This is a genomic window from Streptomyces sp. NPDC101219, assembly GCF_044767675.1.
Classification (GTDB): domain Bacteria; phylum Actinomycetota; class Actinomycetes; order Streptomycetales; family Streptomycetaceae; genus Streptomyces.
On the sequence record NZ_JBIWOK010000008.1, the window covers coordinates 230,638 to 255,936 of the forward strand.

Sequence of the window (25,299 nt, forward strand, 5' to 3'; positions counted from 1 at the left end):
CGTACCCTGCCCCGGTCAGCACCAGTCGGTGGCCGCCCGCTGCAGCCAGTCGTGGGCGCGGGCCACGTGCGGCAGGGCCAGGGTGCCCGTACGGACCACCAGGAAGTAGGTGCGCAGGGGCGGCACCGCCGGCTCGTGCAAGGCCCGTACCGCGCCCCGCTCCAGCGCGGCCGTGCACAGATAGCGGGGCAGCACCGCCAGTCCCGCCCCCGCGACGGCGCAGGCCAGCACCGCGCGCAGGTCGGGGACGATGACGTCGCCCGGGGAGGCCGGGCGGGAGTCGAAGACCGAGGCCCAGTAGCGGGACACGAGGGGCAGCGACTCGTGTACCTCGATCACCGGGACCTGCTCCAGGGCTGAGGGCCCGGTCCGGCGGAGCGTGCCGTCGCCGATCAGGTCGGCCCAGCGTGGAGCGGCGACCAGGACGTGTTCCTCGTCGCAGAGAGGGGTCGCGGAGAGCAGGGCGCCGCGTGGCCGGACCGTGCTGATGGCCAGGTCGTGGTGTCCCGCGGCCAGGCCCTCCAGGGCCTCTTCGGCAGTGCCGAAGGAGGCGCGCAGGGCCAGGCTGCGGCCGTCCTCCCCGGTCAGACCGGTCAGGGCGGGCAGGACCCGCTCCGCGACGAACTCCGCGGGCCCGCCCAGGTGCAGGGTGCGTAACGAGGCGTTCTCTTCGAGCCCGGTCTCGGTGATCTCCACCAGGGCGTCGAGGTGCGGCGCCGCCTTGTGCGCGAGCTCGTCACCGATGGTCGTGGGCGTGACACCGCGAGCTTGGCGGAGGAACAGGGGACGGCCGAGCTGTCGCTCGAGCGTCCGGATCTGGGAGGTGACGGTCGGCTGGGAGAGCCCGAGCAGCGCGGCGGCCCGCGTGAAGGAACCGGCCCGGTGCACGGTCACGAACGTCCGTAACAAGGCCAGATCCACGGCATCCTCTCCCTTGTCCGCACCGGCTCGTCTCGCCCGGGCGGGTCCAACTATAAATATGTCGATAGGTCGCTGTCGTTCCTGTGATTGGACACTGACAGTGAGTCAACTAGCCTTGGTCGCGCGGTTCTTCGCGCGCAGAACCGGGGACGGTCCGAGCCACGAGGGGGGAGGCTCGGACCGTCCGTCAGGGCACCGAGGCACCGGCTGCCCCGTGGGATCGCGTCAGACCGCCGACGTGTCCAGGGCGTGCAGGACGTCCGCCACCAGGTCGTCCGCGTCCTCGGCGCCGACGGAGAAGCGGATGAAGCCCTCCGGCACCGCGTCCCCGCCCCACCGCCCCCGCCGTTCGGCGGTCGAGCGGACCCCGCCGAAGCTGGTCGCGCCGTCCACCAGCCGCAGCGCGTCGAGAAAGCGTTCCGCGCGGGCACGCGTCGGAAGCGTGAAGGACACCACGCATCCGAATCCGCGCATCTGCCGCGAGGCGACCGCGTACGAGGGATCGTCGGGAAGCCCCGGGTAGCGCAGCCCCGTCACCTCGGACCGTTCCCGCAGCGCCCCGGCCAGGGTGAGCGCGGTGGCGTTCTGCCGCTCCACCCGCAACTGGAGCGTGGCGATGGAGCGGTGGGCCAGCCACGCCTCCATCGGTCCGGGAATGGCACCGGTGATCTTGCGCCACCGCCGTACGGCCGCCATGGCCGCGGCATCGCGTCCGGTGACGTACCCCAGGAGGACGTCACCGTGCCCGGTCAGCTGCTTGGTGCCGCTGGCCACCGCGAAGTCGGCGCCGAGTTCCAGCGGGCGCTGGCCGAGAGGAGTCGCCAGCGTGTTGTCGACGGCGACCAGGGCGCCGCGCGCGTGGGCCTCCTCGGCGAGGCGCCGGATGTCGCACACGTCGAGGCCGGGGTTCGACGGGCTCTCGATCCACAGCAGTTTCGCCCCGTCGAGCGCGTCCAGCTGGGCGTCGCCTCCCGTGGGCGCGGTGCGCACGTCGATGCCGTAGGTCTCCAGCTGGGCGCGTGCCAGGGGCAGCGCCTGGTAGCCGTCGTCCGGCAGGACCACCACGTCCCCGGCGCCCAGCTGGGAGAAGAGCACCGCGGAGATGGCGGCCATGCCGGAGGCGAACACCAGGGTCTCCACGTCGTTTTGCTCCGGCGCCTCGAGCTCGCCGATGGCCCGTTCCAGCCGGGTCCAGGTCGGGTTCTCGTCCCGGCCGTAGGTGTAGGGGCCGGTGGGATCGCCGGGCAGGTGGAAGTGGGCGGCGAACACCGGTCCGGGCAGGGTCGGCTCGTACTTGGCCGGCTCGGGGAGGCCGGCCCGCACCGCGCGTGTCCCGTCCCCGGGGCGGGGCGCCGCGGAGCCCTCGTCCGTTGTCGGGTCGCTCATGCCGCCTTCCCTTCCACCCGCTCGCGGACGGCTGCGAGCAGTCCGTCGATCGCGGCCTCCACCATCGCCAGGCACGCGTCGAACCCGTCGTCGTCCCCGTAGTAGGGGTCGGGCACGTCGAGGTCGTCCGCCGCCGCGGGGTCGTACGAGCGCAGCAGGCGGACCTTCGCGGCGTCCCGATCGGTGGGAGCGAGCCGGCGCAGTGCCCGCAGATGGCCGGAGTCGAGCGCGATGACGAGGTCGAGGCGGGCGAACCACGACGGGTCGAACTGCCGGGCCGTGTGGACGGTGCCGTAGCCGTTCTCCCGGAGGACGGTCACCGCCCGGGGATCGGCACCGTCGCCCTCGTGCCAGCCGCCCGTGCCGGCGCTGTCGACCTCGACCAGGCCGTCCAGTCCGGCCTCCGCCACGCGTGCGCGGAAGACGGACTCGGCGATCGGGGAGCGGCAGATGTTGCCGGTGCACACGAAACAGACGCGGTAGGTCATGTCCTCAGTCTCCGTCGGGCAGGACGAGGTTCAGGGCCCAGGAGACGACCGAGATGATCAGGCCGCCGAGGACGGCGGTCCAGAAGCCCTCCACGTGGAAGCTGAGGTCGAACACCTCGGCGAGCCAGGAGGTGAGCAGCAGCATCAGCGCGTTCACCACCAGGGTGAACAGACCGAGCGTCAGAATGAGCAGGGGCATGCTGAGGAGCTGCACGATCGGCTTGACCAGGACGTTCACCACGCCGAAGATCAACGCGACGAGGATCAGGGTGCCGGCCTTCTTGCCCGTACTGTCACCGGTGAGGGTGATGTTGTCGAGCAGCCATACCGCGACGGCCAGGGCGCCGGCGTTGGCGATCGTCTTGACTAGGAAATTCATCATGTGTCTGATCGTGGCAGACACGATCGGGCCTGGGCAGTGAGGTGGGGGCGGGCATCGCCATGAAGGCATTCCGGCTGGACGAACTGGAGGCCGAGCGGGCCGCCAATGACGGTGCGTACCTGCAGTTCCTGCGCGAGCGGAACATGTCGGTCGGCCTCTACGCGCTGGACGCGGGGGCGCAGGACCCGCAGCAGCCGCACCAGCAGGACGAGGTGTACTTCGTCGTCAGCGGCCGTGCGACGATCACCGTGGGCACGGAGACCACGGAGGTGGCGCGCGGCAGCGTCGTGTACGTCCCGGCCGGTGTCCCGCACAAGTTCCACCACATCAGCGAGGATCTGCGGGTCCTGGTGGTGTTCTCTCCCCCCGAGAGCTGAGCCGGGGCCCCGGGGTTCCCTAGGGGACCGCTCAGGGGCAGACAAGGGATCCGGCGCCCCCATCGGCCCCCCGGCCGACCTAGCATCGAGTGCAGGACATCATCGACACGACCCGCACCCGACGGGCGGAGAGGTAAGGACGAGGGCCATGCGAGAGATCTTCACGGGACTGCCGTGGTGGGTGAAGTGGATCGCGGTGCCGGTCATCGCCCTGGTCGTGTTCGGCGGCCTGATAGCGAGTGTGGTCGGCTTCGTGATCGGACTGCTCTTCAAGCTGCTGGTGTTCGTCGCCCTGGTCGGCGGACTCATCTACGTCGTACGGAAGTTCATGACGGGCTCGTCCTCGCGCAGCGACTGGTGAGCCGACGGGGAACCGGTGCGGCGGTAACGCCCGTCACCGGTTCCCTCGGGTGGGGGAAGTTTCCCCGGCAGACCGGTCACGTGCGGTGACGGACGGTTAGAGTCCACAACGCGGCGTGGGGACGCATTCCCGCGAGTGGCCCGCACGCCCGCCCGTGTTCCCCGCACGGGTCGCCCCTCGCCTTCGGGAGTGATCCTTGGCCCCGGCCGACACCGCCCCTGCCCACGTGGCCTCCGTCCCCTCGCAGCCCGGCGCGCCGGACTCCGCGGCCACGGCGCTGCCCACCGCGACGCTCATCGGGTCGGTGCAGCGTGCGCTGCGTCTTCTGGAGTGTGTGGCGGGACACGCGTACGGGGCTCCCGCCAAGCAACTGGCCCGCGAGACCGGCCTGGCGCTCCCCACCACCTATCACCTGCTGCGCACCCTGGTGCACGAGGGATACCTGAGCCGGGACAAGGGACTGTTCTTCCTCGGGGAGGCAGCCGAGCGGCTGAGCAGCAGCGGGGCGCGGCAGAAACGTCGCACCACCTTCGTCGACGCGCTCGCCCGCTGGCGGGACGTCCTCGGAACGCCCGTCTACTACGCCGTGTACCGCGACGGCGAGATCGACGTCCTGTGCGTCTCCGACACCCCGGGGAATCCCGCCGTGAAGGAGTGGGCGGCCTTCCGGGAGACCGGCCACGCCCACGCCATCGGCCAGTGCCTGCTGTCCCAGCTCGGCGAGGAGGCGCGCCGTGACCATCTCGCCCGCCATCCCGTCCGGCCGGTCACGCCGTACACGGTGCGCGACGGGCACAGTCTGCTCCGGCGCCTCGACCGGTCCTGCCCCGCAGGCGTGGTGACGGAGCGCCAGGAGTACGCGGTGGGCACGGTCTGCGCGGCCGTTCCCGTCACGGCCGGCGGCACGGCGGCGGCCATCGCCCTTTCGCTGCCCGCACACCAGGTCGATCGGCTGATGCCCGCGGCCCAACGGCTGCAGGCGGAAGGAAGCCGCTCCGTCGGGTCGCTCGCACTCTCTATCAGTATCTGAAAACTTACTCCTTGTGATCTGGTGTGTACTTTCAGCAAGATTCCCTCAGGTGTCAGGTGGTCCATTCCCGGCCAGTCGACGGCAGATGACGGGGTAGGCGATGCGCGAGTCCGTGCAGGCAGAAGTCATGATGAGCTTTCTCGTGTCGGAGGAGCTGTCCTTCCGTATCCCGGTGGAACTGCGCTACGACACCTGTGATCCCTATGCCGTGCGGCTGACCTTCCATCTGCCGGGTGATGCCCCGGTGACCTGGGCCTTCGGTCGTGAGCTGCTGGTCGACGGGGTGGTGCGCCCGTGCGGTGAGGGCGATGTGCGCGTGGCGCCCGTGGAGCCCGACGCGCTCGGCGAGGTGCTGATCCGGCTGCAGGTGGGCAGTGACCAGGCGTTGTTCCGCTCGTCGACGGCTCCGCTGGTGGCCTTCCTGGACCGTACGGACAAGCTGGTGCCGCTGGGGCAGGAGGGGGCGCTCGGCGACTTCGACGCCCACCTGGACGACGCGCTCGACCGCATCCTGGCGGACCAGAGCGCCGGCTGACGGCCGGGCTCGGCGAACCGGGAGGGGCGGAACGCTTCAGCGCGTTCTGGCCCGTGCGCAGAAACGCTCCCTCACCGTGTCCGGGACGAATCGTCGGCCCCGGCCCCACGACGGGCGGGCAGCGGACGGCAGGACGACGGACGACCGGGGAGGCGTCAGCGCTTGCGCCGCCTCCCCCGGCCACCGCGTGAGGAGGCCGCACGGGCCTCCGGCACCGCCCCGCCCTCCGCAGCCGCTGCGGCGGCCTGCGCGCGGGGCCGGGCGGACGGGCGGTCAGCCGAGACCACCAGGGCGGCCAGTGCCGTGGTGACCGGTACGGAGGCGACCAGACCGATCGAACCGATGAGCGTCCGCACGATCTCCTCCGCCACCAGCTCACTGTTGGCGACCGTGCCGACTCCGCTCTTCGCGATGGAGAACAGCAGCAGCAGGGGCAGCGCCGCGCCCGCGTAGGCGAGGACGAGGGTGTTGACCACGGACGCGATGTGGTCGCGGCCGATCCTGATGCCGGCGCGGTAGAGTGCGCGCCGGCTCATCAGCGGGTTGGCCTCGTGCAGCTCCCAGACCGCGGACGTCTGCGTGACCGTGACGTCGTCCAGCACACCCAGCGAACCGATGATGACGCCGGCCAGGAGCAGACCGCTCATGTCGATCCCCGGGTACAGCCCGTGGATGAGGCCGGTGTTGTCGTCGGTGTTCCCGGTCAGCGCGGCCCAGCCGATGAAGACCGAGCCGAGGATGCCGATCAGCAGCAGGGAGATCAGGGTGCCCAGCACAGCGACCGACGTCCGGGCCGACATGCCGTGGCACAGGTACAGCGCCATCAGCATGATGGCGCTCGCCCCGACCACCGCGACCGCCAGCGGGTTCGAGCCCTGGAGGACGGCGGGCAGGATGAAGAAGTTGAGCACCATGAAGCTCAGGGCCAGCGAGACCAGCGCCATGACCCCGCGCAGTCGTCCCACGACCACGACGGCGAGCGCGAAGATGCCGGCCAGCAGAGCCAGGGGGAAGCGCCGGTTCACATCGGTGACCGAGTACTGCAGGTCCTCCGGCGCGGACGGCTCGTAGGCGACCACGACCTCCTGGTCGCGGCTCAGCTGCCGGGACTGGTCGGGCTGCACGATCTCGGTGAACGTACGGCCCTTGTCCTGGCCGGTGTCGACCCGGATCGTGGCCTTCTTGCAGGTGCCGTCCGCCTGTTGCTGGGCCGAGGAGCCCTCCGCCGTGGACGTGTCACCGGTCGGCACCCCTCCGGAGGCGTTGACGGACTTGCAGCTGACCTCGACCACCTCGGTGACCGTGGCCTGCTGGGTCTGCCGGTCGAAGCCGACGCCGGTGCGCTCGTGCGCGGGAGCACCGCCGGGCCACAGCACCACCAGGCCGGTCAGCACCGCCGCGGCGAACGGGATCAGGATCGCCGCGATCACCTTGCGCAGGTGCCGCGAGACGGGGGCCGCCGGGCCGTGACTGTGACTGTGCCCGTGGGAGTGGCCGCCGCTCGGCCCCGGATGTCCATGGCCCGGCTCCGGGCCGGCCCCGGTGCCCTGGCCGGGGACACCGCCGTTTCCGGCGCCGGATCCGCGGGGTGGTTCGGGCGGGGGGTACGGAGAATGGTGCGTCGAGGTCACCGCCCGATCATCGCAAGAACGGTGGGGGCCCTCTGGTCACCGCGCCAGAACGGACGCTAGCGTGGGGGCACCTTTTGTACACGCGGGAGCTCGGAGCACCGGGCTGAGAGGGCGCTGACCTCCGTCCCAGCGACGTTTCACATGAAACATCACCGAGTCCGAGTGATGTTTCACACGGAACGCCGTCCGACGGAAGCCGCTGCGTCGACCGCCGAACCTGTTACCGGGTAATGCCGGCGTAGGGAGTAGGTCTCATGACCAACAAGGACGCACGCACGCCTGCCTCCACGCAGAATCCGACGGAAGCGTCGGTGAACGGGGAGAGCGCGACACCCATCGGCTGGCACAAGGCGTACGTCGAAGGCACCCGTCCTGATCTGCGAGTGCCGGTCCGTCAGGTCCGTCTCACAAACGGGGAGTCGGTCACGCTCTACGACACCTCGGGCCCGTACACCGATCCGCATGTCGACACGGACGTGCGCAGGGGACTGGCGCCCCTGCGGGAGAACTGGATCGTGGCCCGGGGCGACACCGAGGAGTACGCGGGACGGCCGGTCCGTCCCGAGGACGACGGGATCAGGCACACCTCGCCGCGGGGTGGTCTGCGCAACCTCGACGCGGTCTTCCCCGGGCGTCCGCGTCAGCCGCGCAGGGGCCGCGAGGGTCGCGCGGTCACGCAACTCGCGTACGCGCGACGCGGCGAGATCACGCCGGAGATGGAGTTCGTGGCGATCCGGGAGAACGTCTCTCCGGAGGTCGTCCGCGAGGAGATCGCGGCGGGCCGGGCCGTGCTGCCGGCCAACGTCAATCACCCGGAGTCCGAGCCGATGATCATCGGCAAGCGGTTCCTGGTGAAGGTGAACGCCAACATCGGCAACTCGGCGGTGACCTCCTCCATCGAGGAGGAGGTCGAGAAGATGACCTGGGCGACGCGCTGGGGCGCCGACACGGTCATGGACCTGTCCACCGGCCGGAACATCCACACCACGCGCGAGTGGGTGCTGCGCAACTCCCCGGTGCCGATCGGGACCGTGCCGCTCTACCAGGCCCTGGAGAAGGTCGACGGCCGGGCCGAGGAGCTGACCTGGGACATCTACAAGGACACGGTCATCGAACAGGCCGAGCAGGGCGTGGACTACATGACGGTGCACGCGGGTGTGCGCCTGGCGTACGTACCGCTCACCGCCCGTCGCAAGACCGGCATCGTCTCGCGTGGCGGCTCGATCATGGCGGCGTGGTGCCTGGCGCACCACAAGGAGTCGTTCCTGTACGAGAACTTCGAGGAGCTCTGCGACATCCTCGCCGCTTACGACGTGACGTACTCGCTCGGTGACGGCCTGCGGCCCGGTTCGATCGCGGACGCCAACGACGACGCCCAGTTCGCGGAGTTGCGCACGCTCGGGGAACTCAACCGGATCGCGAAGCGTTTCCACGTACAGACCATGATCGAAGGCCCGGGCCACGTCCCGATGCACAAGATCAAGGAGAACATCGACCTTCAGCAGGAGATCTGCGATGAAGCCCCGTTCTATACGCTCGGCCCGCTGACGACGGACGTCGCGCCGGCCTACGACCACATCACCTCCGGCATCGGCGCAGCGATGATCGCCTGGTGGGGCACGGCGATGCTCTGCTACGTCACACCCAAGGAACACCTGGGGCTGCCCAACCGCGACGACGTCAAGACGGGCGTGATCACCTACAAGATCGCGGCCCATGCGGCGGACCTGGCCAAGGGACACCCGGGAGCGCAAGAGTGGGACGACGCCCTGTCCGACGCCCGCTTCGAGTTCCGGTGGGAGGACCAGTTCAACCTGGCCCTCGACCCGGACACGGCCCGGGAGTTCCATGACGAGACGCTCCCGGCGGAGCCCGCCAAGACGGCCCATTTCTGTTCGATGTGCGGGCCGAAGTTCTGTTCGATGAAGATCAGCCACAGCATCACCGAGCGGTTCGGGGACGCGGGGGCCGACGGCGCGTCCGCCGAGGAGATCGCCGAGGGCATGCTCCAGAAGTCGAAGGAGTTCGCGGCGGGCGGCAACCGGGTGTATCTGCCGATCGCCGACTGACGCGCCCTCCAGGCCCTGAGCCGGGCCTGAGCGCCGCACGAACGGTGGTGGTGCCCGCGATTTCCGATCCGGGCACCGCCACCGGACGACCGGGTGGTCTCGCCGCCGGACCGGGCGACGCCCCCAGGGCGGCGGCCCGGCGCCGGTCCCTCGGCGCTGCCGCCCGCCCGGCGCCGGCACGGTGGGTTCCAGCCATGGAGGAGGGCAGACTGAGCGCATGACAGCCACACCGATGAGCAAGGGTTCCAACCTTCCGGTCCATGCCCCGGTGGTGCGCGTCGAACTCGCCTGGGGCACCGGTCCCGGGGTGCCCGACGTCGACGCCTCGGCCCTGCTGCTGACCGACGCCGGACGGGTGCGGGACGACGGCGACTTCGTCTTCTACAACCAGCCCCGCCACTCGTCCAACGCCGTGACGCACCGCGGCAAGCTGGACTCGGCCGGCGGCTCGACCGACACGCTGGAGGTCGACCTCCGCGCGCTCGAGCCCGCCGTCGAGCGGATCGTGCTGTGCGCGTCGGCGGACGGCGGCACCTTCGGTCAGGTCCCGGGCCTGGTACTGCGGCTGTTCGACGCCGGGACGGGAGCGGAGCTGGCCCGGTTCGACATGGCGGCCGGCACGGAGACGGCCTTCATCGGCGGTGAGCTGTACCGGCGGCAGGCGGCGTGGAAGTTCCGGGCGGTGGGCCAGGGCTACGCCTCCGGACTCGCCGGACTGGCCACCGACTTCGGCATCTCGGTCGACGATGCTCCCCCGGCCGCGCCCACCACTCCGGCGGCCTCCCCGCACGCTCCGCCCGCCGCTCCCCCGGCACCGGCCGCCGGAACGCCCTATCCGTCGCAGCCCGCCCCGCCGGCCCCGCCCCCGGCCGTACCTCCCGCGCCCGCTCCGGCGACTCCGCCCGGCCCCGGGACGACCCCGCGGCTCACCAAGGGGGAGGAGCGGCTGCCGGTGGACATGCGCAAGCGGTTGTCCCTGCGCAAGGAACAGGTGGCGGTGAGCCTGCGGAAGCACGGGGCGACCGGGGTCACCGCCCGCGTCGTGCTCGTCCTGGACGCCTCCGGGTCGATGTCCTTCCTGTACTCCAGGGGCATCGTGGCCGACGTCGTCGAGCGCATGGCCGCGGTCGCGGCTCAGCTGGACGACGACGGCGAGATGCAGGCCTGGACGTTCGCCTCGAATCCGGCCCGGCTGCCGGATCTGCGGCTCGGCGAGCTGCCCGAGTGGCTGCGGCTCCATGTGCGGGTGGGGGAGATGAGCCTCTTCCGGCGCGGCCGCAAGAAGGGGCTGGACCCGAGCCAGGTCGACATGCGCGCGGTCGGTATCCAGAACGAGGAGCAGAAGGTCATCGCCGAGGTGCGTTCCTTCGTCCGGGGCCATCCGGCGTCGGCGCCCACCCTGGTGCTGTTCTTCTCCGACGGTGGTGTCTACCGCAACGCGGAGATCGAGCGGGAGCTCCGGGATGCGGTGGAGGAGCCGATCTTCTGGCAGTTCGTGGGGCTCGGCAGAGCCGACTACGGCGTGCTGGAACGGTTCGACACCCTGCCCGGCCGACGCGTCGACAACGTCGGGTTCTTCGCTGTCGACGACATCAGCACGGTGCCGGACCCGGAGCTGTACGACCGTCTGCTGTCGGAGTTCCCGTCGTGGATCGCGGCCGCGGGCCGGGCGGGCATTCTCTGACCGGCGGACGGGCGCGTGATCGCGCTGCCCGCACACCGCCTCGCCCCCACACCACCGGCCCGAACACCACCGGGCCCCCACACCGGCGGGTCTCGACACGACGAACCGCCGAACGGACACCTGACGACCACGACGTCCGCGGCTCGCGTCCCCGGGCGCGCCCACGCCCCGGCACCCCGCCGAGAGACCCACCCACGACCGCCGTGGGACGCCCGCGCGCATCGCACCCCCGCCGTGTACCGCCCGCGCTCAGGAGGCCGGGAGACCAGGAGGCCAGGACGCACCGCGGCCCCGGACCGTCCGGTCCTGGGGCGCACTCGGCCCTCTCCCGGCTCCCGCTCCGCGGGGAGCGCGAGCCGACGGCCGGACCGTCCGGCTACTCCGGCTGGTGTTCCGGTCCGCCGAAGTCCGGGCTGCTGTAGTCCGGGCTCGAGTAGCTCGGCCGGCCGCTGGACGGCCCCTCGTCGGGGCTGCTGAACCCCGGCCGGTCGTAGCCGAGCTGTGGGATGCGCCCGGCCGGCGTGCCGGGCCCCGACCGGTGCAGTGCGGCGGCGGCGCCCGGGTCGGCCAGGGCGTCGCGCAGGAACGGCACGATGCCGCGCTCCAGGAGGGCCTCCCGCCAGGCTTCCCTGGCCCGGGCCAGTTCCTCGTCGGCCTGCGCGTACGGCCCGCTGTGTGCCGAGGGCTTGTTGCGCAGTGCGGTGAGCAGCAGTCCCACGGCGGCGACGAGGATGGCGACCGCCGTCACCGCGCCGAACACCCAGCCGGTGGTGAGCATGGTGCGGGCGAAGGCGGCGTCCGGGTCGACGACCCGCAGGACGTAACCGACGAGCAGGAAGATCACGGCAGCGGTGCCGGCCAGGACGGGGGCCAGGACGGCGACCACGGCGACGGCGCCCGCGCCGGCCGTCTCGGCGACCTCGCCCATGGTGGCGGCGAGTCCCACCGCGCCGCCGCCGGTCTCCTCGGAGCCCGCGTCGCGCACGGCCGGGGTGGTGGCCCCCGGTGGGTGGCGCAGTTCCTCACGGACCTTGACGTAGTGCTGGTACTCGGTCGCCGCGGCCGCAGCGATGATCGCGGTGGCGTTGAGCGCCATGGTGCGCAGTTGTTCGGCGTTGAGCCGCTGTCCGACAGCGGTCAGTCCGGGACGGTGTGGTGCGGTGCGCAGCGCCTCATCGAGAACCCGCTCGTACTCCAGGCGGTCCTCGCTCATCAGGTACTGCGGAACGCTGTTCATGTGCATCCCCCGATGCTCCGTAGGGCTTGGGGCTCGGCATGCTGACGAGCCGTCGGGCAGAAACGGAGGGGAGCCTGCTACGGATAAGCCGATGGTAGAGCGGTGACGGCGCGCGGTGACAGGGGGTTTACCGAAATTGACACGCGTCGGCTGCTTCCCGGGGCCGTCCGAAGGCGGTCCGGAAGCGGCCGGGTGAAGCCTCAGGCGTGCAGGGGCAGTTGCCGGACCAGCAGCTTTCCGGCCATCGTCACGCCGCCGTCCATCGCGATGGCGAGCCCGTCGGCATAGACGTGCGGTCCTTCGATGACGGGGCCGCGGTCGTCCTCGCCGTCCTCGGAGCCGACTTCGCCCAGGAGATAGGGAATGGGGCTGTGCCCGTGAACGACCCGGGTGCCGCCGTACGTATCCAGCAGGGAGCGCACCGCGTCGGCGCCGCCCTCGTCCCGGAAGGAGAAGCGCTTGGTGAACTTGCGGAACAGGTCCCAGACCTCGTCCGCGTCGTTGCGGGTGATCGTCTCGCGGACGGTGTCGTTGACCTCTTCGATGGAACGGCCGTAGTCGAGGTAGGCCGTGGTGTCGGAATGCAGCAGCAGATGACCGTCGACCTCCTCGACGGCATCCAGGCGGGACATCCACTGCAGGTGGTGGTCCTGGAGGCGGTCCATGTCGGTCTTCTGTCCGCCGTTGAGCAGCCAGGCCGCCTGGAAGGTGGCGGTGCCCGCGCCGGAGTTGACGGGGGTGTCGCCGAACCGTTTGGCGCCCAGGAGCAGCAGCTCGTGGTTACCCAGCAGGGCCTTGCAGTAGCCGCCGGCCGCGGCCGCCTCGGCGGACAGCCGCATCACGAGGTCGATGACGCCGATGCCGTCCGGGCCGCGGTCGGTGAAGTCGCCGAGGAACCACAGGCGGGCGGTGCCTGCGCACCACTGGCCCGCGGCGTCGATCAGTCCCTGCTCCTGCAGGGCGGCCACCAGTTCGTCGAGGTAGCCGTGGACGTCCCCGACCACGTACAGCGGACCGGGGCCCGTGGCGGACTGCGGGGCCGGAGCGGGCTCGGGTTCGACGGGCACCTGGACAGTGTCACCCCGATTGATGACGGGAAGGTCCCGCTGTGTGGGCGTGTATCCCTCGGGGTAGGTGTCCGCGACGGGCGGGACGACGTCGCCGGGATGGGTGCTGTGGGCGTACGGGCCGGTCTCGTGGACGTACGCGGGCACCCGGAAGTCGCGCACCGTCGCCGTGCGCTCCACCTCGGGTCCCTGACCGGCCCCCTGAGTCATCGACCCCTCCACCACCATCGCGCCGCGTCTGCACCGCATCGGACTGCCTGGTCGCAGCGGTCCGCGGTGTCGTGGGCCCATCATAGGAATGCGAATCCCGCCATGTGATGACCCAGGGGTGCTGAATCAGAGCGGGGCTCCGGTTCGCCGCGGCTTTCGTCCCGATTGCGCCCGGCTTCGCCGCCCCCGAGCCCGTCCGAGCGGGGGCGGGGCGGGCGCGCGTTGGTCGGGCGGTCGGCCCGGTTCCCCTGGAGGAGTGGCGTCGGATGTCGGCCGTTTCACCCTCCGGGGCGGCACCCGATCCCCGCACGGGGCCCTTCTGGATTCCCGCCGCCCCGGGCCCGGGTGCCGTGCGGCGGACGGGTCACGTGCGCTCGGGTGACCTCGGCGGGCTGACCGTCGTGCGGGGCGGCCGGCGCTGCGAGGAGGTGCGCACGATCAGCTCCGTCGGTATCACCTGCTCGACCGGATGGTCGGAGGCGACGCCCTCGATCGCGTCGATGAGCAGCTGGACCACGGCCGTGCCGATCCGGCGTGGCTTGAGGGAGAGGGTGGTGATCGGCGGCTCGGTGTTGGCGTACACGGTGGACTCGCTGCAGCACACGAGCAGCAGGTCCTCCGGGACGCGCAGGCCGTAGCGGCGCGCCGCGGCCAGCAGGTCGGTGCCGTTGGGGTCGAACAGGCCGTAGACGGCGTCCGGGCGGTCGGGGCGGGCGAGGAGCCGGTCGGCGGCGACGGCGCCCGCGCACGGGTCGTGGGCCGGGTAGGACTCGTAGACCGGGTCCTGTCCCACGCGCTCGCACCAGCGCAGGTACGCGGTGGTGGACAGGTGCGTGTAGGTGTCGGTGGTGGTCCCGGTCAGCAGGCCGATCCGGCGGGCACCGGCGTCGGCGAGGTGGTCCAGGATGCCGAGGACGGCGGCCTCGTGATCGTTGTCCACCCAGGCGGTGACCGGGAGGGAACCGGCCGGGCGGCCGTCGGAGACGACCGGTAAGCCCTGCCGGACGAGCTCGCTGACGACCGGGTCGTGGTCGGAGGGGTCGATGACGACCGTGCCGTCCAGGGCGACGTTGGACCACACGTCGTGCCGGGAGGTCGCGGGGAGGATCACGAGGGCGTAGCCGCGGGCGAGCGCGGCGGAGGTGGCGGCGCGCGCCATCTCCGCGAAGTACGCGAACTCGGTGAAGGTGAAAGGTTCATCCCCGTACGTGGTCACGGTCAGGCCGATGAGTCCCGACTTGCCGGTGCGGAGCGTGCGGGCGGCGGCCGAGGGGCGGTAGCCCAGTCTGTCGGCGACCTCGCGGACATGGCGCCGGGTGGCGTCCGGGAGCCTGCCCTTGCCGTTGAGGGCGTCGGAGACGGTCGTGATGGAGACTCCGGCGGCGGCGGCCACATCCCTGATGCCCGCTCGTCCCGGCCGGCTGCCTCGGCGTGAGGTTTCCGCGCGGCTCACCTGGTGCTTCCCTGCTGCTGTCATGGCGAGCCGATAGTAGGGCTCATGCGGTGGGGTAGGGCGGGCGCATATGCACGCGTTGACAGGCACGTTTTTGCATGATCAAAAACGACCAATCTCCATGGAAAGCAAGGAAGTTGAACGTTCCAATTCACGGAACTGACGTCTCGACCCGCACGTACCTGCCAAGGGTCCGATGTTGCGAAGAGGTCTCAACTCACCTGCACGAGGGATGCGCGCCACGGCGTGAACCACCGGCGCATAGATATATGTGAGGCGCGCCCCCCGTGCGCGCGCCCTTCATGCGACTTCGGGTGATCTTGCCCCGTTGTCCTCGGAGGGAGGGGCCCGGGCGGGCCCCGTGCGGCCCGCGCATCCCGCTGCGCCACCGCTCTACGCAGCGGAGGGGAATCCTCATAAGGTGAGCAGTATTGGATGTCGGCGGCGGTCATGGGCCGCCGGTCTTCGCGAGGAGGACTGCGGTGAGCGAGACGAGCCCCAAGCTGCGCGCCGAGCTGGAGGGGATCCCCACCTACAAGCCGGGCAGGCCGGCCGCGGCCGGAGGGCCCGCCGCCTACAAGCTGTCCTCCAACGAGAACCCCTACCCTCCGCTCCCGGGTGTCATGGAGACCGTCGCCGCCGCGGCCTCGTCCTTCAACCGCTACCCGGACATGGCGTGCACGGCGCTGATGGCCGAGCTGTCCGAGCGGTTCGCGGTGCCGGTCTCCCACCTGGCCACCGGAACCGGTTCGGTGGGCGTCGCCCAGCAGCTGCTCCAGGCCACCTCGGGCCCCGGCGACGAGGTGATCTACGCCTGGCGCTCCTTCGAGGCGTACCCGATCATCACGCAGATCAGCGGGGCGACGTCCGTGCAGGTGCCGCTGACGCCGGGCGATGTGCACGACCTGGACGCGATGGCCGACGCCATCACCGACCGCACGCGCCTGATCTTCGTCTGCAACCCCAACAACCCCACCGGCACGGTGGTGCGGCGGGCCGAGCTGGAGCGCTTCCTGGACCGGGTGCCGCAGGACGTCCTGGTGGTGCTGGACGAGGCGTACCGCGAGTTCATCCGCGACCCCGAGGTGCCCGACGGCGTCGAGATCTACCGGGAGCGGCCCAACGTCTGCGTGCTGCGCACCTTCTCCAAGGCCTACGGGCTGGCCGGGCTGCGCGTCGGCTTCGCGATCGCCCACGAGCCGGTGGCCGCGGCGCTGCGCAAGACGGCGGTCCCGTTCGGGGTGAGCCAGATCGCGCAGGAGGCGGCGATCGCCTCGCTGCGGGCGGAGGACGAGCTCATCGGCCGGGTCGGTTCGCTGGTGTGTGAGCGCAATCGAGTGGTCGAGGGGCTGCGCGAGCAGGGCTGGACGGTGCCGGAGACGCAGGCCAACTTCGTCTGGCTGCGGCTGGGCGAGCGCACGGTGCAGTTCGCGCAGGCGTGTGAGCAGGCCGGGGTGGTCGTCCGGCCGTTCGCCGGTGAGGGCGTGCGGGTGACGGTCGGGGAGACCGAGGCGAACGACATCTTCCTGAAGACGACGGAGGCCTTCCGCAGGGAGGTCTGAGTCCGAACGACGACACGTGTGTCCGGGCGGCCGGCGGGTGATCCCGCCGGCCGCCCGCGTGTGTGGGCGCGCGGCAGCGGGCGGGGTGCCGACCGGTCCCGGGACGGCCTCCGGGGCCCGGTGATGCAGAGGGGTTGACATCACAGGGGACCCCCCTTCCGGATGCGAAAAGCAGTACGTCATAATTGCTTGTGAATGTGAACGCGTTCACAAGCGGACCCCGTATTCCCGAGTTGTGTGGGGATGAACGGGGAGCAAGCGGCCGTTCCGACCACGGCGACGTAAGGAGCACGACGTGGAACTGGCTCTGGCGCCGGAGACCCTGGCGCGCTGGCAGTTCGGCATCACCACCGTCTACCACTTCCTCTTCGTCCCCCTGACGATCTCGCTGGCCGCCCTCACCGCCGGGCTGCAGACCGCCTGGGTGCGCACGGAGAAGGAGAAGTACCTCAGGGCGACCAAGTTCTGGGGGAAGCTCTTCCTGATCAACATCGCGATGGGCGTGGTCACCGGCATCGTGCAGGAGTTCCAGTTCGGCATGAACTGGTCCGACTACTCACGGTTCGTCGGTGACGTCTTCGGCGCCCCGCTCGCCTTCGAGGCGCTGATCGCCTTCTTCTTCGAGTCCACCTTCATCGGGCTGTGGATCTTCGGCTGGGACAAGCTGCCCAAGAAGATCCACCTCGCCTGCATCTGGATGGTCTCGATCGGCACGCTGCTCTCCGCCTGGTTCATCCTGGCCGCGAACTCCTGGATGCAGCACCCGGTCGGCTACCGGATCAACGAGGAGAAGGGCCGCGCCGAGCTCACCGACTTCTGGCTGGTGCTCACCCAGAACACCACCCTCAACCAGGTCTTCCACAGCTTCGCGGCGGCGTTCCTGACGGGCGGTGCCTTCGTGGTCGGCATCGCCGCCTTCCACCTGATGCGCAAGAAGCACATCACGGTGATGCGCACCTCGCTCCGGCTCGGCCTCGTCACCATGGCCGTCGGCGGCCTGCTCACCGCGGTCAGCGGCGACACCCTCGGCAAGGTCATGTACGAGCAGCAGCCGATGAAGATGGCCGCCGCCGAAGCGCTCTGGGAGACCGAGGGCCCCGCACCCTTCTCCGTCTTCGCCTACGGGGACGTGGACAAGGGACACAACAAGGTCGCCCTGGAGATCCCCGGCCTGCTGTCCTTCCTCGCCCACGGCGACTTCGACTCCGAGGTGCCGGGCATCAACGACACCAACGAGGCCCTGCAGGAGCAGTTCGGCCCCGGCGACTACCGGCCCATCATCCCCGTCGCCTACTGGAGCTTCCGCTGGATGATCGGCTTCGGCATGGCGTCCTTCTCGCTCGCCCTGCTGGGCCTGTGGCTCACCCGGAAGCGGTTCCTGCTGCCACCCGCCCTGCGCACCAGGGAGGACGAGGTGCCGCACCTGGTGCTGCTCAAGCAGCCGCTCGGTGCGAAGCTGACCCGACTCTACTGGCGCCTGGCCCTGTGGACGATGGCCTTCCCGCTGATCGCCAACGCCTGGGGATGGATCTTCACCGAAATGGGCCGGCAACCCTGGGTCGTCTACGGCCTGATGCAGACCCGCCACGCGGTCTCCCCCGGTGTGTCCCAGGCCGAGGTCATCATCTCGATGTCGGTCTTCACCGCGCTGTACGCCGCCCTGGCCGTCATCGAGGTCCGGCTGCTCGCCAAGTACGTCAAGGCGGGACCGCCGGAGCTCACCGAGTCCGACCTCAACCCGCCCAAGAAGCTCGGCGGCGACCTCCGTGACGCCGACAAGCCGATGGCCTTCTCGTACTAGGCCGAGGGAGGCACACCGTCATGGAACTGCACAACGTCTGGTTCGTCCTCATCGCCGTCCTGTGGATCGGCTACTTCTTCCTGGAGGGCTTCGACTTCGGGATCGGGATCCTCACCCGGCTGCTCGCCCGTGACCGCACGGAGAAGCGGGTGCTGATCAACACGATCGGTCCGGTGTGGGACGGCAACGAGGTGTGGCTGCTCACCGCGGGCGGCGCGACCTTCGCGGCCTTCCCCGAGTGGTACGCCACGCTCTTCTCCGGCTTCTACCTGCCGCTGCTCGTGATCCTCGTCTGCCTCATCGTGCGGGGGGTCGCCTTCGAGTACCGGGCGAAGCGGCCGGAGGAGAAATGGCAGCGCAACTGGGAGACGGCGATCTTCTGGACCTCGCTCGTCCCGGCGTTCCTGTGGGGCGTGGCGTTCGGCAACATCGTGCGCGGCGTGAAGATCGACGCCGAGTTCGAGTACGTCGGCCACGTCTGGGAGCTGCTCAACCCGTACGCCCTGCTCGGCGGCCTGGTCACGCTGACGCTGTTCACCTTCCACGGCGCGGTGTTCGCCGCCCTGAAGACCGTCGGCGACATCCGGGAACGGGCACGGCACCTGGCGGAGCGGGTGGGACTGGTCACCGCCGCCCTGGCGCTGGGCTTCCTGCTGTGGACCCAGGTGCGCAGCGGTGACGGCATCAGCCTGATCGCCCTCGTCGTGGCGGTCGCCTCGCTGGCCGCCGCTCTGGTGGCCAACCGGGCCGGCCGGGAAGGCTGGTCGTTCATGCTGTCCGGCGTCACGATCGTGGCCGCGGTGGCCATGCTCTTCCTGACGCTCTTCCCGAACGTCATGCCGTCCACCCTGGACCCGGACTGGAGCCTGACCGTCACCAACGCCTCGTCCAGCCCCTACACCTTGAAGATCATGACCTGGCTCGCGGTGATCGCCACTCCGGTCGTCATCCTCTACCAGGGCTGGACGTACTGGGTGTTCCGCAAGCGGATCGGCACCCAGCACATCGCCGATCCCGTGCACTGAGGTGTGTTTCACGTGAAACCGATCGACCCGCGTCTGCTCCGGTACGCCCGCGCCACCCGGTTCTTCCTGCTGGCGGTCGTCGGCCTGGGTGCCGTCGGCGCGGGCCTGGTCGTCGGCCAGGCCATGCTCATCGCCGAGGTGGTGGTGGGGGCCTTCGAGGACGGCCTGACCGTCTCGGGGCTGGTCACTCCCCTGCTGCTCCTGGCCGCGGTCGCGGTGGGGCGGGCCCTGGTCGGCTGGCTCACCGAACTGGCCGCGCACCGGGCGAGCGCGGCGGTGAAGTCGGAACTGCGGGGCCGGCTGCTGGAGCGGGCGACCGCGCTCGGCCCGGCCTGGCTGGGCGGGCAGCGGACCGGATCGCTCGTGGCGCTGGCCACGCGGGGCGTCGACGCCCTGGATGACTACTTCTCCCGCTATCTGCCCCAACTGGGGCTCGCGGTGGTCGTCCCGGTGGCGGTGCTGGCGCGGATCGTCACCGAGGACTGGGTGTCGGCGGCGATCATCGTCGGCACCCTGCCGCTCATCCCCCTGTTCATGGTGTTGATCGGCTGGGCCACCCAGTCGCGCATGGACCGGCAGTGGCAGCTGCTGTCCCGGCTGTCCGGACACTTCCTGGACGTGGTCGCCGGGCTTCCGACGCTCAAGGTGTTCGGCCGGGCCAAGGCACAGGCCGAGTCGATCCGGCGGATCACCGCCGACTACCGGCGGGCGACCATGCGCACGCTGCGGATCGCCTTCATCTCCTCCTTCGCGCTGGAACTGCTCGCCACGCTCTCGGTGGCCCTGGTCGCCGTGACGATCGGCATGCGGCTGGTGCACGGCGAAGGGGACCTGTACATCGGTCTGGTCATCCTGATCCTCGCTCCGGAGGCTTATCTGCCGCTGCGGCAGGTCGGAGCGCAGTACCACGCGGCTGCCGAGGGGCTCGCGGCGGCCGAGGAGATCTTCTCGGTTCTGGAGACCCCGGTTCCTGGGGCCGGAACAACGCGCGTCCCGGACGGTGACCTCACCTTCGAGAACGTGACGGTCCGCTACCCGGGCCGTTCCGCGCACGCGGTGTCGGACGTCTCCTTCACCGTCAGGCCCGGGGAGACCGTCGCACTCGTCGGCCCCAGCGGATCGGGCAAGTCGACCCTGCTGAACGTGCTCCTCGGCTTCGTCCGCCCCGCCGAAGGCCGGGTACGGGTCGGCGGAACGGACCTCGCGGAACTCGACCGCGCCGACTGGCACAGCCGGATCGCCTGGGTGCCGCAGCGGCCGCACCTCTTCGCCGGAACGGTCGCGGACAACGTCCGCCTGGCCCGTCCCGACGCGGACGACGACGCCGTGCGGCGCGCGCTGCGGGACGCCGGTGCCCTGGAGTTCGTCGAGGCGCTGCCCGAGGGCACCGCCACCCCACTGGGCGAGGACGGGGCGGGGCTGTCCGCCGGGCAGCGGCAGCGGCTGGCGCTGGCCCGGGCGTTCCTCGCGGACCGGCCGGTGCTGCTGCTGGACGAGCCGACGGCCGCACTGGACGGGGCCACCGAGGCCGACGTGGTGGCGGCGGTCCGGCGGCTGGCGGCGGGACGGACCGTGCTGCTGGTGGTGCACCGCCCGGCGCTGCTCTCCGTCGCGGACCGTGTGGTGCGGCTGACCGAACCCACCCCGACGGCGTCCACCGGGCACGCGGCGACGGCCGACCCGACCGTGGACGTCGTACGGGAACCGTCCGGCGTCGTCACCACCCCCACCGCGGTGGAACCCGGACCGGCCGGAGGCGGGCCGGCCGCGGAGCCGGCTCCGACCGCCGCAGCCGGCGGGGTGCTCGCGCGGGCCCGTGCCCTGTCGGGCGCCCGGCGCGGGCGGCTCACCCTGGCCCTGCTGCTGGGCAGCCTCGCGCTGGGCAGTGCCGTCGGACTCATGGCGACGTCCGGCTGGCTCATCTCCCGGGCCTCGGAACAGCCGCCGGTGCTCTATCTGATGGTGGCGGTCACGGCCACGCGCGCCTTCGGCATCGGCCGCGCGGTGTTCCGCTACGCCGAGCGGCTCGTGTCGCACGACGCGGTGCTGCGCATGCTCGCCGACACCCGGGTGGCGGTGTACCGGCGTCTGGAGCGGCTGGCCCCGGCCGGGCTGCGCGGTGCGCGGCGCGGTGACCTGCTCTCCCGACTGGTCGCCGATGTGGACGCACTGCAGGACTACTGGCTGCGGTGGCTGCTGCCGGCCGGTGCGGCCGTCGTGGTCTCCGCCCTGTCGGTGGGCTTCACGGCATGGCTGCTGCCCGAGGCCGGGGCCGTCCTGGCGGCCGGACTGCTGGCCGCGGGCGCCGGGGTGCCGCTCCTCACGGGAGCCGTCGCCCGGCGTGCGGAGCTGCGGCTGGCGCCCGCCCGCGGCGTGCTCGCGACCCGGGTGACCGATCTGCTGACCGGCACCGCGGAACTCACTGTCGCCGGTGCCCTGCCGGAGCGGACCGCCGCGGCCCGGCGGGCCGACGGCACCCTCACCCGGATCGCCTCGCGGGCCGCGACCGCCACCGCGCTCGGCGACGGACTCACGGCGCTGATCTCCGGCCTGACCGTCGCCGCGGCCGCCGTCGTCGGCGTGCAGGCGGTGGCCGACGGCCGCTTGGAGGGCGTGGCCCTGGCCGTCGTCGTGCTCACTCCGCTCGCCGCGTTCGAGGCCGTCCTCGGAATGCCGCTCGCCGTGCAGTACCGGCAGCGGGTGCGCAAGAGCGCCGAGCGCGTGCTCGACGTGCTGGACGCGCCGGTGCCGGTGCGTGAGCCGGAGCAGCCGCGGCAGGCGCCCGCCTCGCCGTTCCCGCTCGTCGTGCGGGACCTGTCCGCCCGGTACGCGGGGCAGGACCGGGACGCCCTCAGCGGGCTCGACCTGACGCTGGAACAGGGCCGCCGCATCGCCGTGGTGGGCCCGTCCGGTTCCGGCAAGACGACCCTGGCGCAGGTGCTGCTGCGGTTCCTCGATGCCCGCAGGGGCGGCTACACGCTGGCCGGAGTGGACGCGTACGCGCTGGACGGCGACGACGTGCGGCGGCTGGTGGGGCTGTGCGCGCAGGACGCGCACCTCTTCGACAGCTCGCTGCGGGAGAACCTGCTGCTGGCGAAGCGGGACGCGACCGAGGAAGAACTGCGCGACGTCCTCGGCCGGGCCCGGTTGCTGGAGTGGACGCGGAGCCTGCCGGACGGCCTCGACACCCTCGTCGGCGAGCACGGCACACGGCTGTCGGGCGGCCAGCGCCAGCGCCTCGCCCTGGCCCGCGCGCTGCTGGCCGACTTCCCGGTCCTGGTGCTCGACGAGCCGGCCGAGCATCTCGACCTTCCGACGGGCGACGCGCTCACCGCCGACCTGCTGGCCGCCACCGAGGGGCGCACCACGCTGCTCATCACCCACCGGCTGGCCGGTCTGGAGGCGGTGGACGAGGTGATCGTGCTGGACGAGGGACGCGTGGTGCAGCGCGGGCCGTACGCGGAACTGGCGGGCGCGGACGGGCCGCTGCGCGGGATGGTGCGGCAGGAAGCGGAGGCGGACCTGCTGGTCGGCGTGCGGTAGGCGGCCGGCGTCCGGGCCGGTCCCACCGCGCCCAGTGCTGAGTGCACGTCAATTCACCTGGCGTGGTGCTCCGCTGGACCATCCGGGGCGGGGCGTCCCCCAGGTGTACGACGTGAACAGGACCGGGTGGCCCGATCGGGCGCAGGATCGCTGTCATGCGCCTCGTCCGCCGTCACCCGCTGCCCGCCGCCGTGCTGTTGTGCGCGCTGGCCGTCCTCGCCGCCCGGCCAGCCGACGGCGGCGACGTCGGTGGCGACTCCGGCGGCCACGTACCCGGGCACGGCTCGGCGTCCGGTGTGGGCACGGAGATCGTGCGGCTGTACGAGGAGGCCGAGGCGGCGACCAGGACGTACGAGCAGGGCCTGCGCGAGGCGGAGAAGCAGCGGGCGCAGGCACAGCGGTTGGAGAAGCTGCTCGACCGCGAACGGCGCAGGACCGACGCCCTGAACGAGGACCTGGGCAGGATCGCGCGTTCGCAGTACCGCAGCGGTGGCGGCCTGCCGCTCACGGCGCACATGCTCCTCGCGGACAACCCGGAGGAGGTGATGCGGGGTCAGCGGGCCCTGTGGAAGGCCGACCTGGCGCTCGACAATGCGATCGAGAAGAGTGTGCGGGCTGAGAAGCGGCTGGCCCGGGACGAGGCGAAGGCCGCGACGGCCTGGAAGCGGCTGGAGCAGCGCAACAAGCAGCTCGCCGCGGTGAAGAGCGGGATCGAGCAGAAGCTGGAGGCCGCCCGCTGGAAGCTCCAGGGGCAGGCCGACGCCTCGGTCGCCGCGGGGGCCTGCCGGGGCGCGGTCCGGCTGGACCAGCCGGAGACCCGGTACGACAACCCCTGGGTGTCGCCGGTGGAGGCCTACGAGCTGTCCGCGTCGTACGGCAGCGGCGGGGCGCGGTGGGCGAACCGGCACACCGGACAGGACTTCGCCGTGCCGATCGGCACTCCGGTGCGGGCCGTGGGGGCGGGCCGGGTGGTCAAGGTGTCCTGCCACGGCGCCTTCGGCATCGAGATCGTGGTGGAGCACGCGGGCGGCTACTACACCCAGTACGCCCACCTCGCCGCCGCCGCGGTCGACCAGGGCGAGCGGGTCCGGACCGGCCAGTGGATCGGCCAGTCCGGCACCAGCGGCAACTCCACCGGCCCGCACCTGCATTTCGAGGTGCGGGTCACGCCCGAGATGGGGTCGGCGGTCGACCCGGCGCCGTGGCTGGCCCGGCGGAACGTGCATCTGCGGTGAGCCACCTGCCCGGCGCGGGGAAGGTGGCGGGCCGGCCGTCTCCCGCTCAGGGGCCGCCGCCGGGCATCGCCCAGGGTCTTTCGTCTGGGTCGGGCCGGATCAGGGAGCGGGGTCCGGTGCTGGGGGCACCTCCCACGCCGTTCAGGCAGTGGGGGAGGCTCGCAAGGCGGAGGAGGGCGGCAGGGCGGAGCCCTGACAACCGACGACAACGCGGCGAGGCGCGGTGCCGGGACCCCGCGGGCCCGGCGTGCTCCAAACGCGAGGGCCTAGTAGTGCTCCGCGAGGATCTGCTCGATCACCACGGCCACGCCGTCGTCGTTGTTGGCGACCGTGCGGCCCGACGCGGCCGCGAGGACGTCCGGGTGGGCGTTGCCCATCGCGTACGAGCTGCCCGCCCAGGTCAGCATCTCGACGTCGTTGGGCATGTCGCCGAACGCGACGACCTCGTCGTGCGAGATGCCCCGCTCGGCGCAGCACAGGGCGAGGGTGCTGGCCTTGGACACCTCGGGGCCGCTGATCTCCAGCAGGGCGCTGGGGCTGGAGCGGGTGACGTTGGCGCGGTCGCCGATCGCCAGCCGGGCCAGGGTGAGGAAGGCGTCCGGGTCGAGCGAGGGGTGGTGGGCGAGGATCTTTAGCACGGGTTCGCCGGCGGTGTGGGCGTCCGGCGCCAGCAACTCCTCCGCCGGGGCCAGGGTGTCCGGGACCTCCATGTGCAACTTCGGGTACTGGGGCTCCTGGTGGAAGCCGTAGGTCTGCTCGACGGCGTACATCGTGCCCGGGGCGGCCTCGCGCAGTCGGCGTACGGCGTCCAGGGCGTTGTCCCGGGCCAGTTCGCGCACGGTGACGAAGCGGTGGGCACCGGGGCCGCCGTGCAGGTCGACGACTGCCGCGCCGTTGCCGCAGATGGCGAGGCCGTGGCCGTGGACGTGGTCACTGACCACGTCCATCCAGCGGGCGGGGCGGCCGGTGACGAAGAAGACCTCGATACCGGCCTCCTCGGCGGCGGCCAGCGCGGCGACCGTGCGGGGGGACACGGACTTGTCGTCGCGCAGCAGGGTGCCGTCGAGGTCGGTGGCGATGAGCCGGGGCGGGGTGAGGGGGGAGGCCGGCGTCTCGGGCCGTCGGGTCGCTGAGGTCACGCGTCCATTGTCCCGCATATGCCCGCACGGGCGTGCGGCACTCCGCACATCTGAGTGGTGACCGCTCCCGCCTGCGGTGTTCCCGGCCGAAGGTGCGCCGCACGGCCCGGGCGGTACGCCCCCACCGTGCCCCGGGGCGGGGCCACGGCCCGGGGCCGCGTCC

The 25,299-nt window shown here is 71.6% G+C and carries 20 protein-coding genes and 1 riboswitch; of the genes, 11 read left to right on the forward strand and 9 right to left on the reverse strand.

The window, feature by feature from the left end:
• Positions 1-15: 15 nt before the first annotated feature.
• The 4 genes from ACIRPP_RS18255 to ACIRPP_RS18270 form a co-directional block, all read right to left on the reverse strand.
• A complete protein-coding gene (locus ACIRPP_RS18255) occupies positions 16-921 on the reverse strand; it encodes a LysR family transcriptional regulator (RefSeq protein ID WP_403643570.1) in 906 nt (301 codons plus the stop codon).
• A gap of 225 nt (positions 922-1,146) precedes the next feature.
• Positions 1,147-2,307 carry a cystathionine gamma-lyase gene (locus ACIRPP_RS18260; RefSeq protein ID WP_403643572.1) on the reverse strand — a complete coding sequence of 387 codons (1,161 nt, stop codon included), beginning with the start codon at positions 2,305-2,307 and terminating at the stop codon, positions 1,147-1,149.
• Positions 2,304-2,795, reverse strand: coding sequence for a low molecular weight protein-tyrosine-phosphatase (locus ACIRPP_RS18265; RefSeq protein ID WP_403643574.1), 492 nt, complete (start codon positions 2,793-2,795; stop codon positions 2,304-2,306). The genes ACIRPP_RS18260 and ACIRPP_RS18265 overlap by 4 nt, the downstream gene beginning before the upstream one ends.
• A 4-nt stretch (positions 2,796-2,799) precedes the next feature.
• A complete protein-coding gene (locus tag ACIRPP_RS18270) occupies positions 2,800-3,177 on the reverse strand; it encodes a phage holin family protein (protein ID WP_164349349.1) in 378 nt (125 codons plus the stop codon).
• Between the two features lie 59 nt (positions 3,178-3,236).
• Between ACIRPP_RS18270 and ACIRPP_RS18275 the strand changes: the two genes are divergently transcribed.
• The 4 genes from ACIRPP_RS18275 (at position 3,237) to ACIRPP_RS18290 (ending at position 5,480) form a co-directional block, all read left to right on the forward strand.
• A complete protein-coding gene (locus ACIRPP_RS18275) occupies positions 3,237-3,554 on the forward strand; it encodes a cupin domain-containing protein (RefSeq protein WP_164334499.1) in 318 nt (105 codons plus the stop codon).
• Between the two features lie 148 nt (positions 3,555-3,702).
• A complete protein-coding gene (locus ACIRPP_RS18280) occupies positions 3,703-3,915 on the forward strand; it encodes a DUF5326 family protein (protein ID WP_164334500.1) in 213 nt (70 codons plus the stop codon).
• 304 nt (positions 3,916-4,219) lie between these two features.
• The gene (locus tag ACIRPP_RS18285; protein ID WP_403643962.1) at positions 4,220-4,945 is read left to right on the forward strand and encodes an IclR family transcriptional regulator; all 726 of its coding nucleotides are present in this window, start codon (positions 4,220-4,222) and stop codon (positions 4,943-4,945) included.
• 100 nt (positions 4,946-5,045) lie between these two features.
• Entirely contained in the window at positions 5,046-5,480 is a 435-nt protein-coding gene (locus tag ACIRPP_RS18290) for an SsgA family sporulation/cell division regulator (RefSeq protein ID WP_403643577.1), read from the forward strand.
• Between the two features lie 155 nt (positions 5,481-5,635).
• Here ACIRPP_RS18290 and ACIRPP_RS18295 read toward each other — a convergent pair whose 3' ends face one another.
• Positions 5,636-7,111: a YibE/F family protein gene (locus ACIRPP_RS18295; protein WP_403643579.1), complete on the reverse strand. Its 1,476-nt coding sequence runs from the start codon at positions 7,109-7,111 to the stop codon at positions 5,636-5,638.
• Between the two features lie 72 nt (positions 7,112-7,183).
• A riboswitch (TPP riboswitch) is annotated at positions 7,184-7,373 on the forward strand.
• Here ACIRPP_RS18295 and thiC point away from each other — a divergent pair.
• Together thiC and ACIRPP_RS18305 are read left to right on the forward strand one after the other, a co-directional pair.
• Entirely contained in the window at positions 7,366-9,180 is a 1,815-nt protein-coding gene (thiC, locus tag ACIRPP_RS18300; protein WP_403643582.1) for a phosphomethylpyrimidine synthase ThiC, read from the forward strand. It overlaps the preceding riboswitch by 8 nt.
• Before the next feature lie 217 nt (positions 9,181-9,397).
• The gene (locus ACIRPP_RS18305; protein ID WP_403643584.1) at positions 9,398-10,864 is read left to right on the forward strand and encodes a VWA domain-containing protein; all 1,467 of its coding nucleotides are present in this window, start codon (positions 9,398-9,400) and stop codon (positions 10,862-10,864) included.
• 376 nt (positions 10,865-11,240) lie between these two features.
• On the opposite strand, the gene ACIRPP_RS18310 is transcribed toward ACIRPP_RS18305, so the two are convergent.
• From ACIRPP_RS18310 to ACIRPP_RS18320, 3 genes are all read right to left on the reverse strand, one after another.
• Positions 11,241-12,107, reverse strand: a complete 867-nt coding sequence (locus ACIRPP_RS18310; RefSeq protein WP_403643587.1) for a hypothetical protein — start codon at positions 12,105-12,107, stop codon at positions 11,241-11,243.
• Positions 12,108-12,301: 194 nt separating this feature from the next.
• Complete coding sequence (locus tag ACIRPP_RS18315; RefSeq protein ID WP_403643965.1) at positions 12,302-13,393, reverse strand: metallophosphoesterase; 1,092 nt, start codon at positions 13,391-13,393, stop codon at positions 12,302-12,304.
• Between the two features lie 349 nt (positions 13,394-13,742).
• Entirely contained in the window at positions 13,743-14,855 is a 1,113-nt protein-coding gene (locus ACIRPP_RS18320; RefSeq protein ID WP_403643590.1) for a LacI family DNA-binding transcriptional regulator, read from the reverse strand.
• A 458-nt stretch (positions 14,856-15,313) separates the two neighbouring features.
• Between ACIRPP_RS18320 and hisC the strand changes: the two genes are divergently transcribed.
• From hisC to ACIRPP_RS18345, 5 genes are all read left to right on the forward strand, one after another.
• Positions 15,314-16,393: a histidinol-phosphate transaminase gene (gene hisC, locus ACIRPP_RS18325; RefSeq protein ID WP_403643592.1), complete on the forward strand. Its 1,080-nt coding sequence runs from the start codon at positions 15,314-15,316 to the stop codon at positions 16,391-16,393.
• Between the two features lie 295 nt (positions 16,394-16,688).
• Positions 16,689-18,194, forward strand: coding sequence for a cytochrome ubiquinol oxidase subunit I (locus tag ACIRPP_RS18330; protein ID WP_403643595.1), 1,506 nt, complete (start codon positions 16,689-16,691; stop codon positions 18,192-18,194).
• Positions 18,195-18,214: 20 nt separating this feature from the next.
• On the forward strand, positions 18,215-19,219 hold the full coding sequence (gene cydB / locus ACIRPP_RS18335) for a cytochrome d ubiquinol oxidase subunit II (RefSeq protein WP_403643598.1): 1,005 nt from the start codon (positions 18,215-18,217) through the stop codon (positions 19,217-19,219).
• Positions 19,220-19,231: 12 nt separating this feature from the next.
• Positions 19,232-22,762, forward strand: a complete 3,531-nt coding sequence (gene cydD / locus ACIRPP_RS18340) for a thiol reductant ABC exporter subunit CydD (RefSeq protein ID WP_403643600.1) — start codon at positions 19,232-19,234, stop codon at positions 22,760-22,762.
• 155 nt (positions 22,763-22,917) lie between these two features.
• A complete protein-coding gene (locus ACIRPP_RS18345; protein WP_403643603.1) occupies positions 22,918-23,997 on the forward strand; it encodes a peptidoglycan DD-metalloendopeptidase family protein in 1,080 nt (359 codons plus the stop codon).
• Between the two features lie 266 nt (positions 23,998-24,263).
• Here the strand turns inward: ACIRPP_RS18345 and ACIRPP_RS18350 are convergent, their stop codons facing one another.
• The gene (locus tag ACIRPP_RS18350; protein WP_203592264.1) at positions 24,264-25,154 is read right to left on the reverse strand and encodes a Cof-type HAD-IIB family hydrolase; all 891 of its coding nucleotides are present in this window, start codon (positions 25,152-25,154) and stop codon (positions 24,264-24,266) included.
• Between the last annotated feature and the right edge of the window lie 145 nt (positions 25,155-25,299).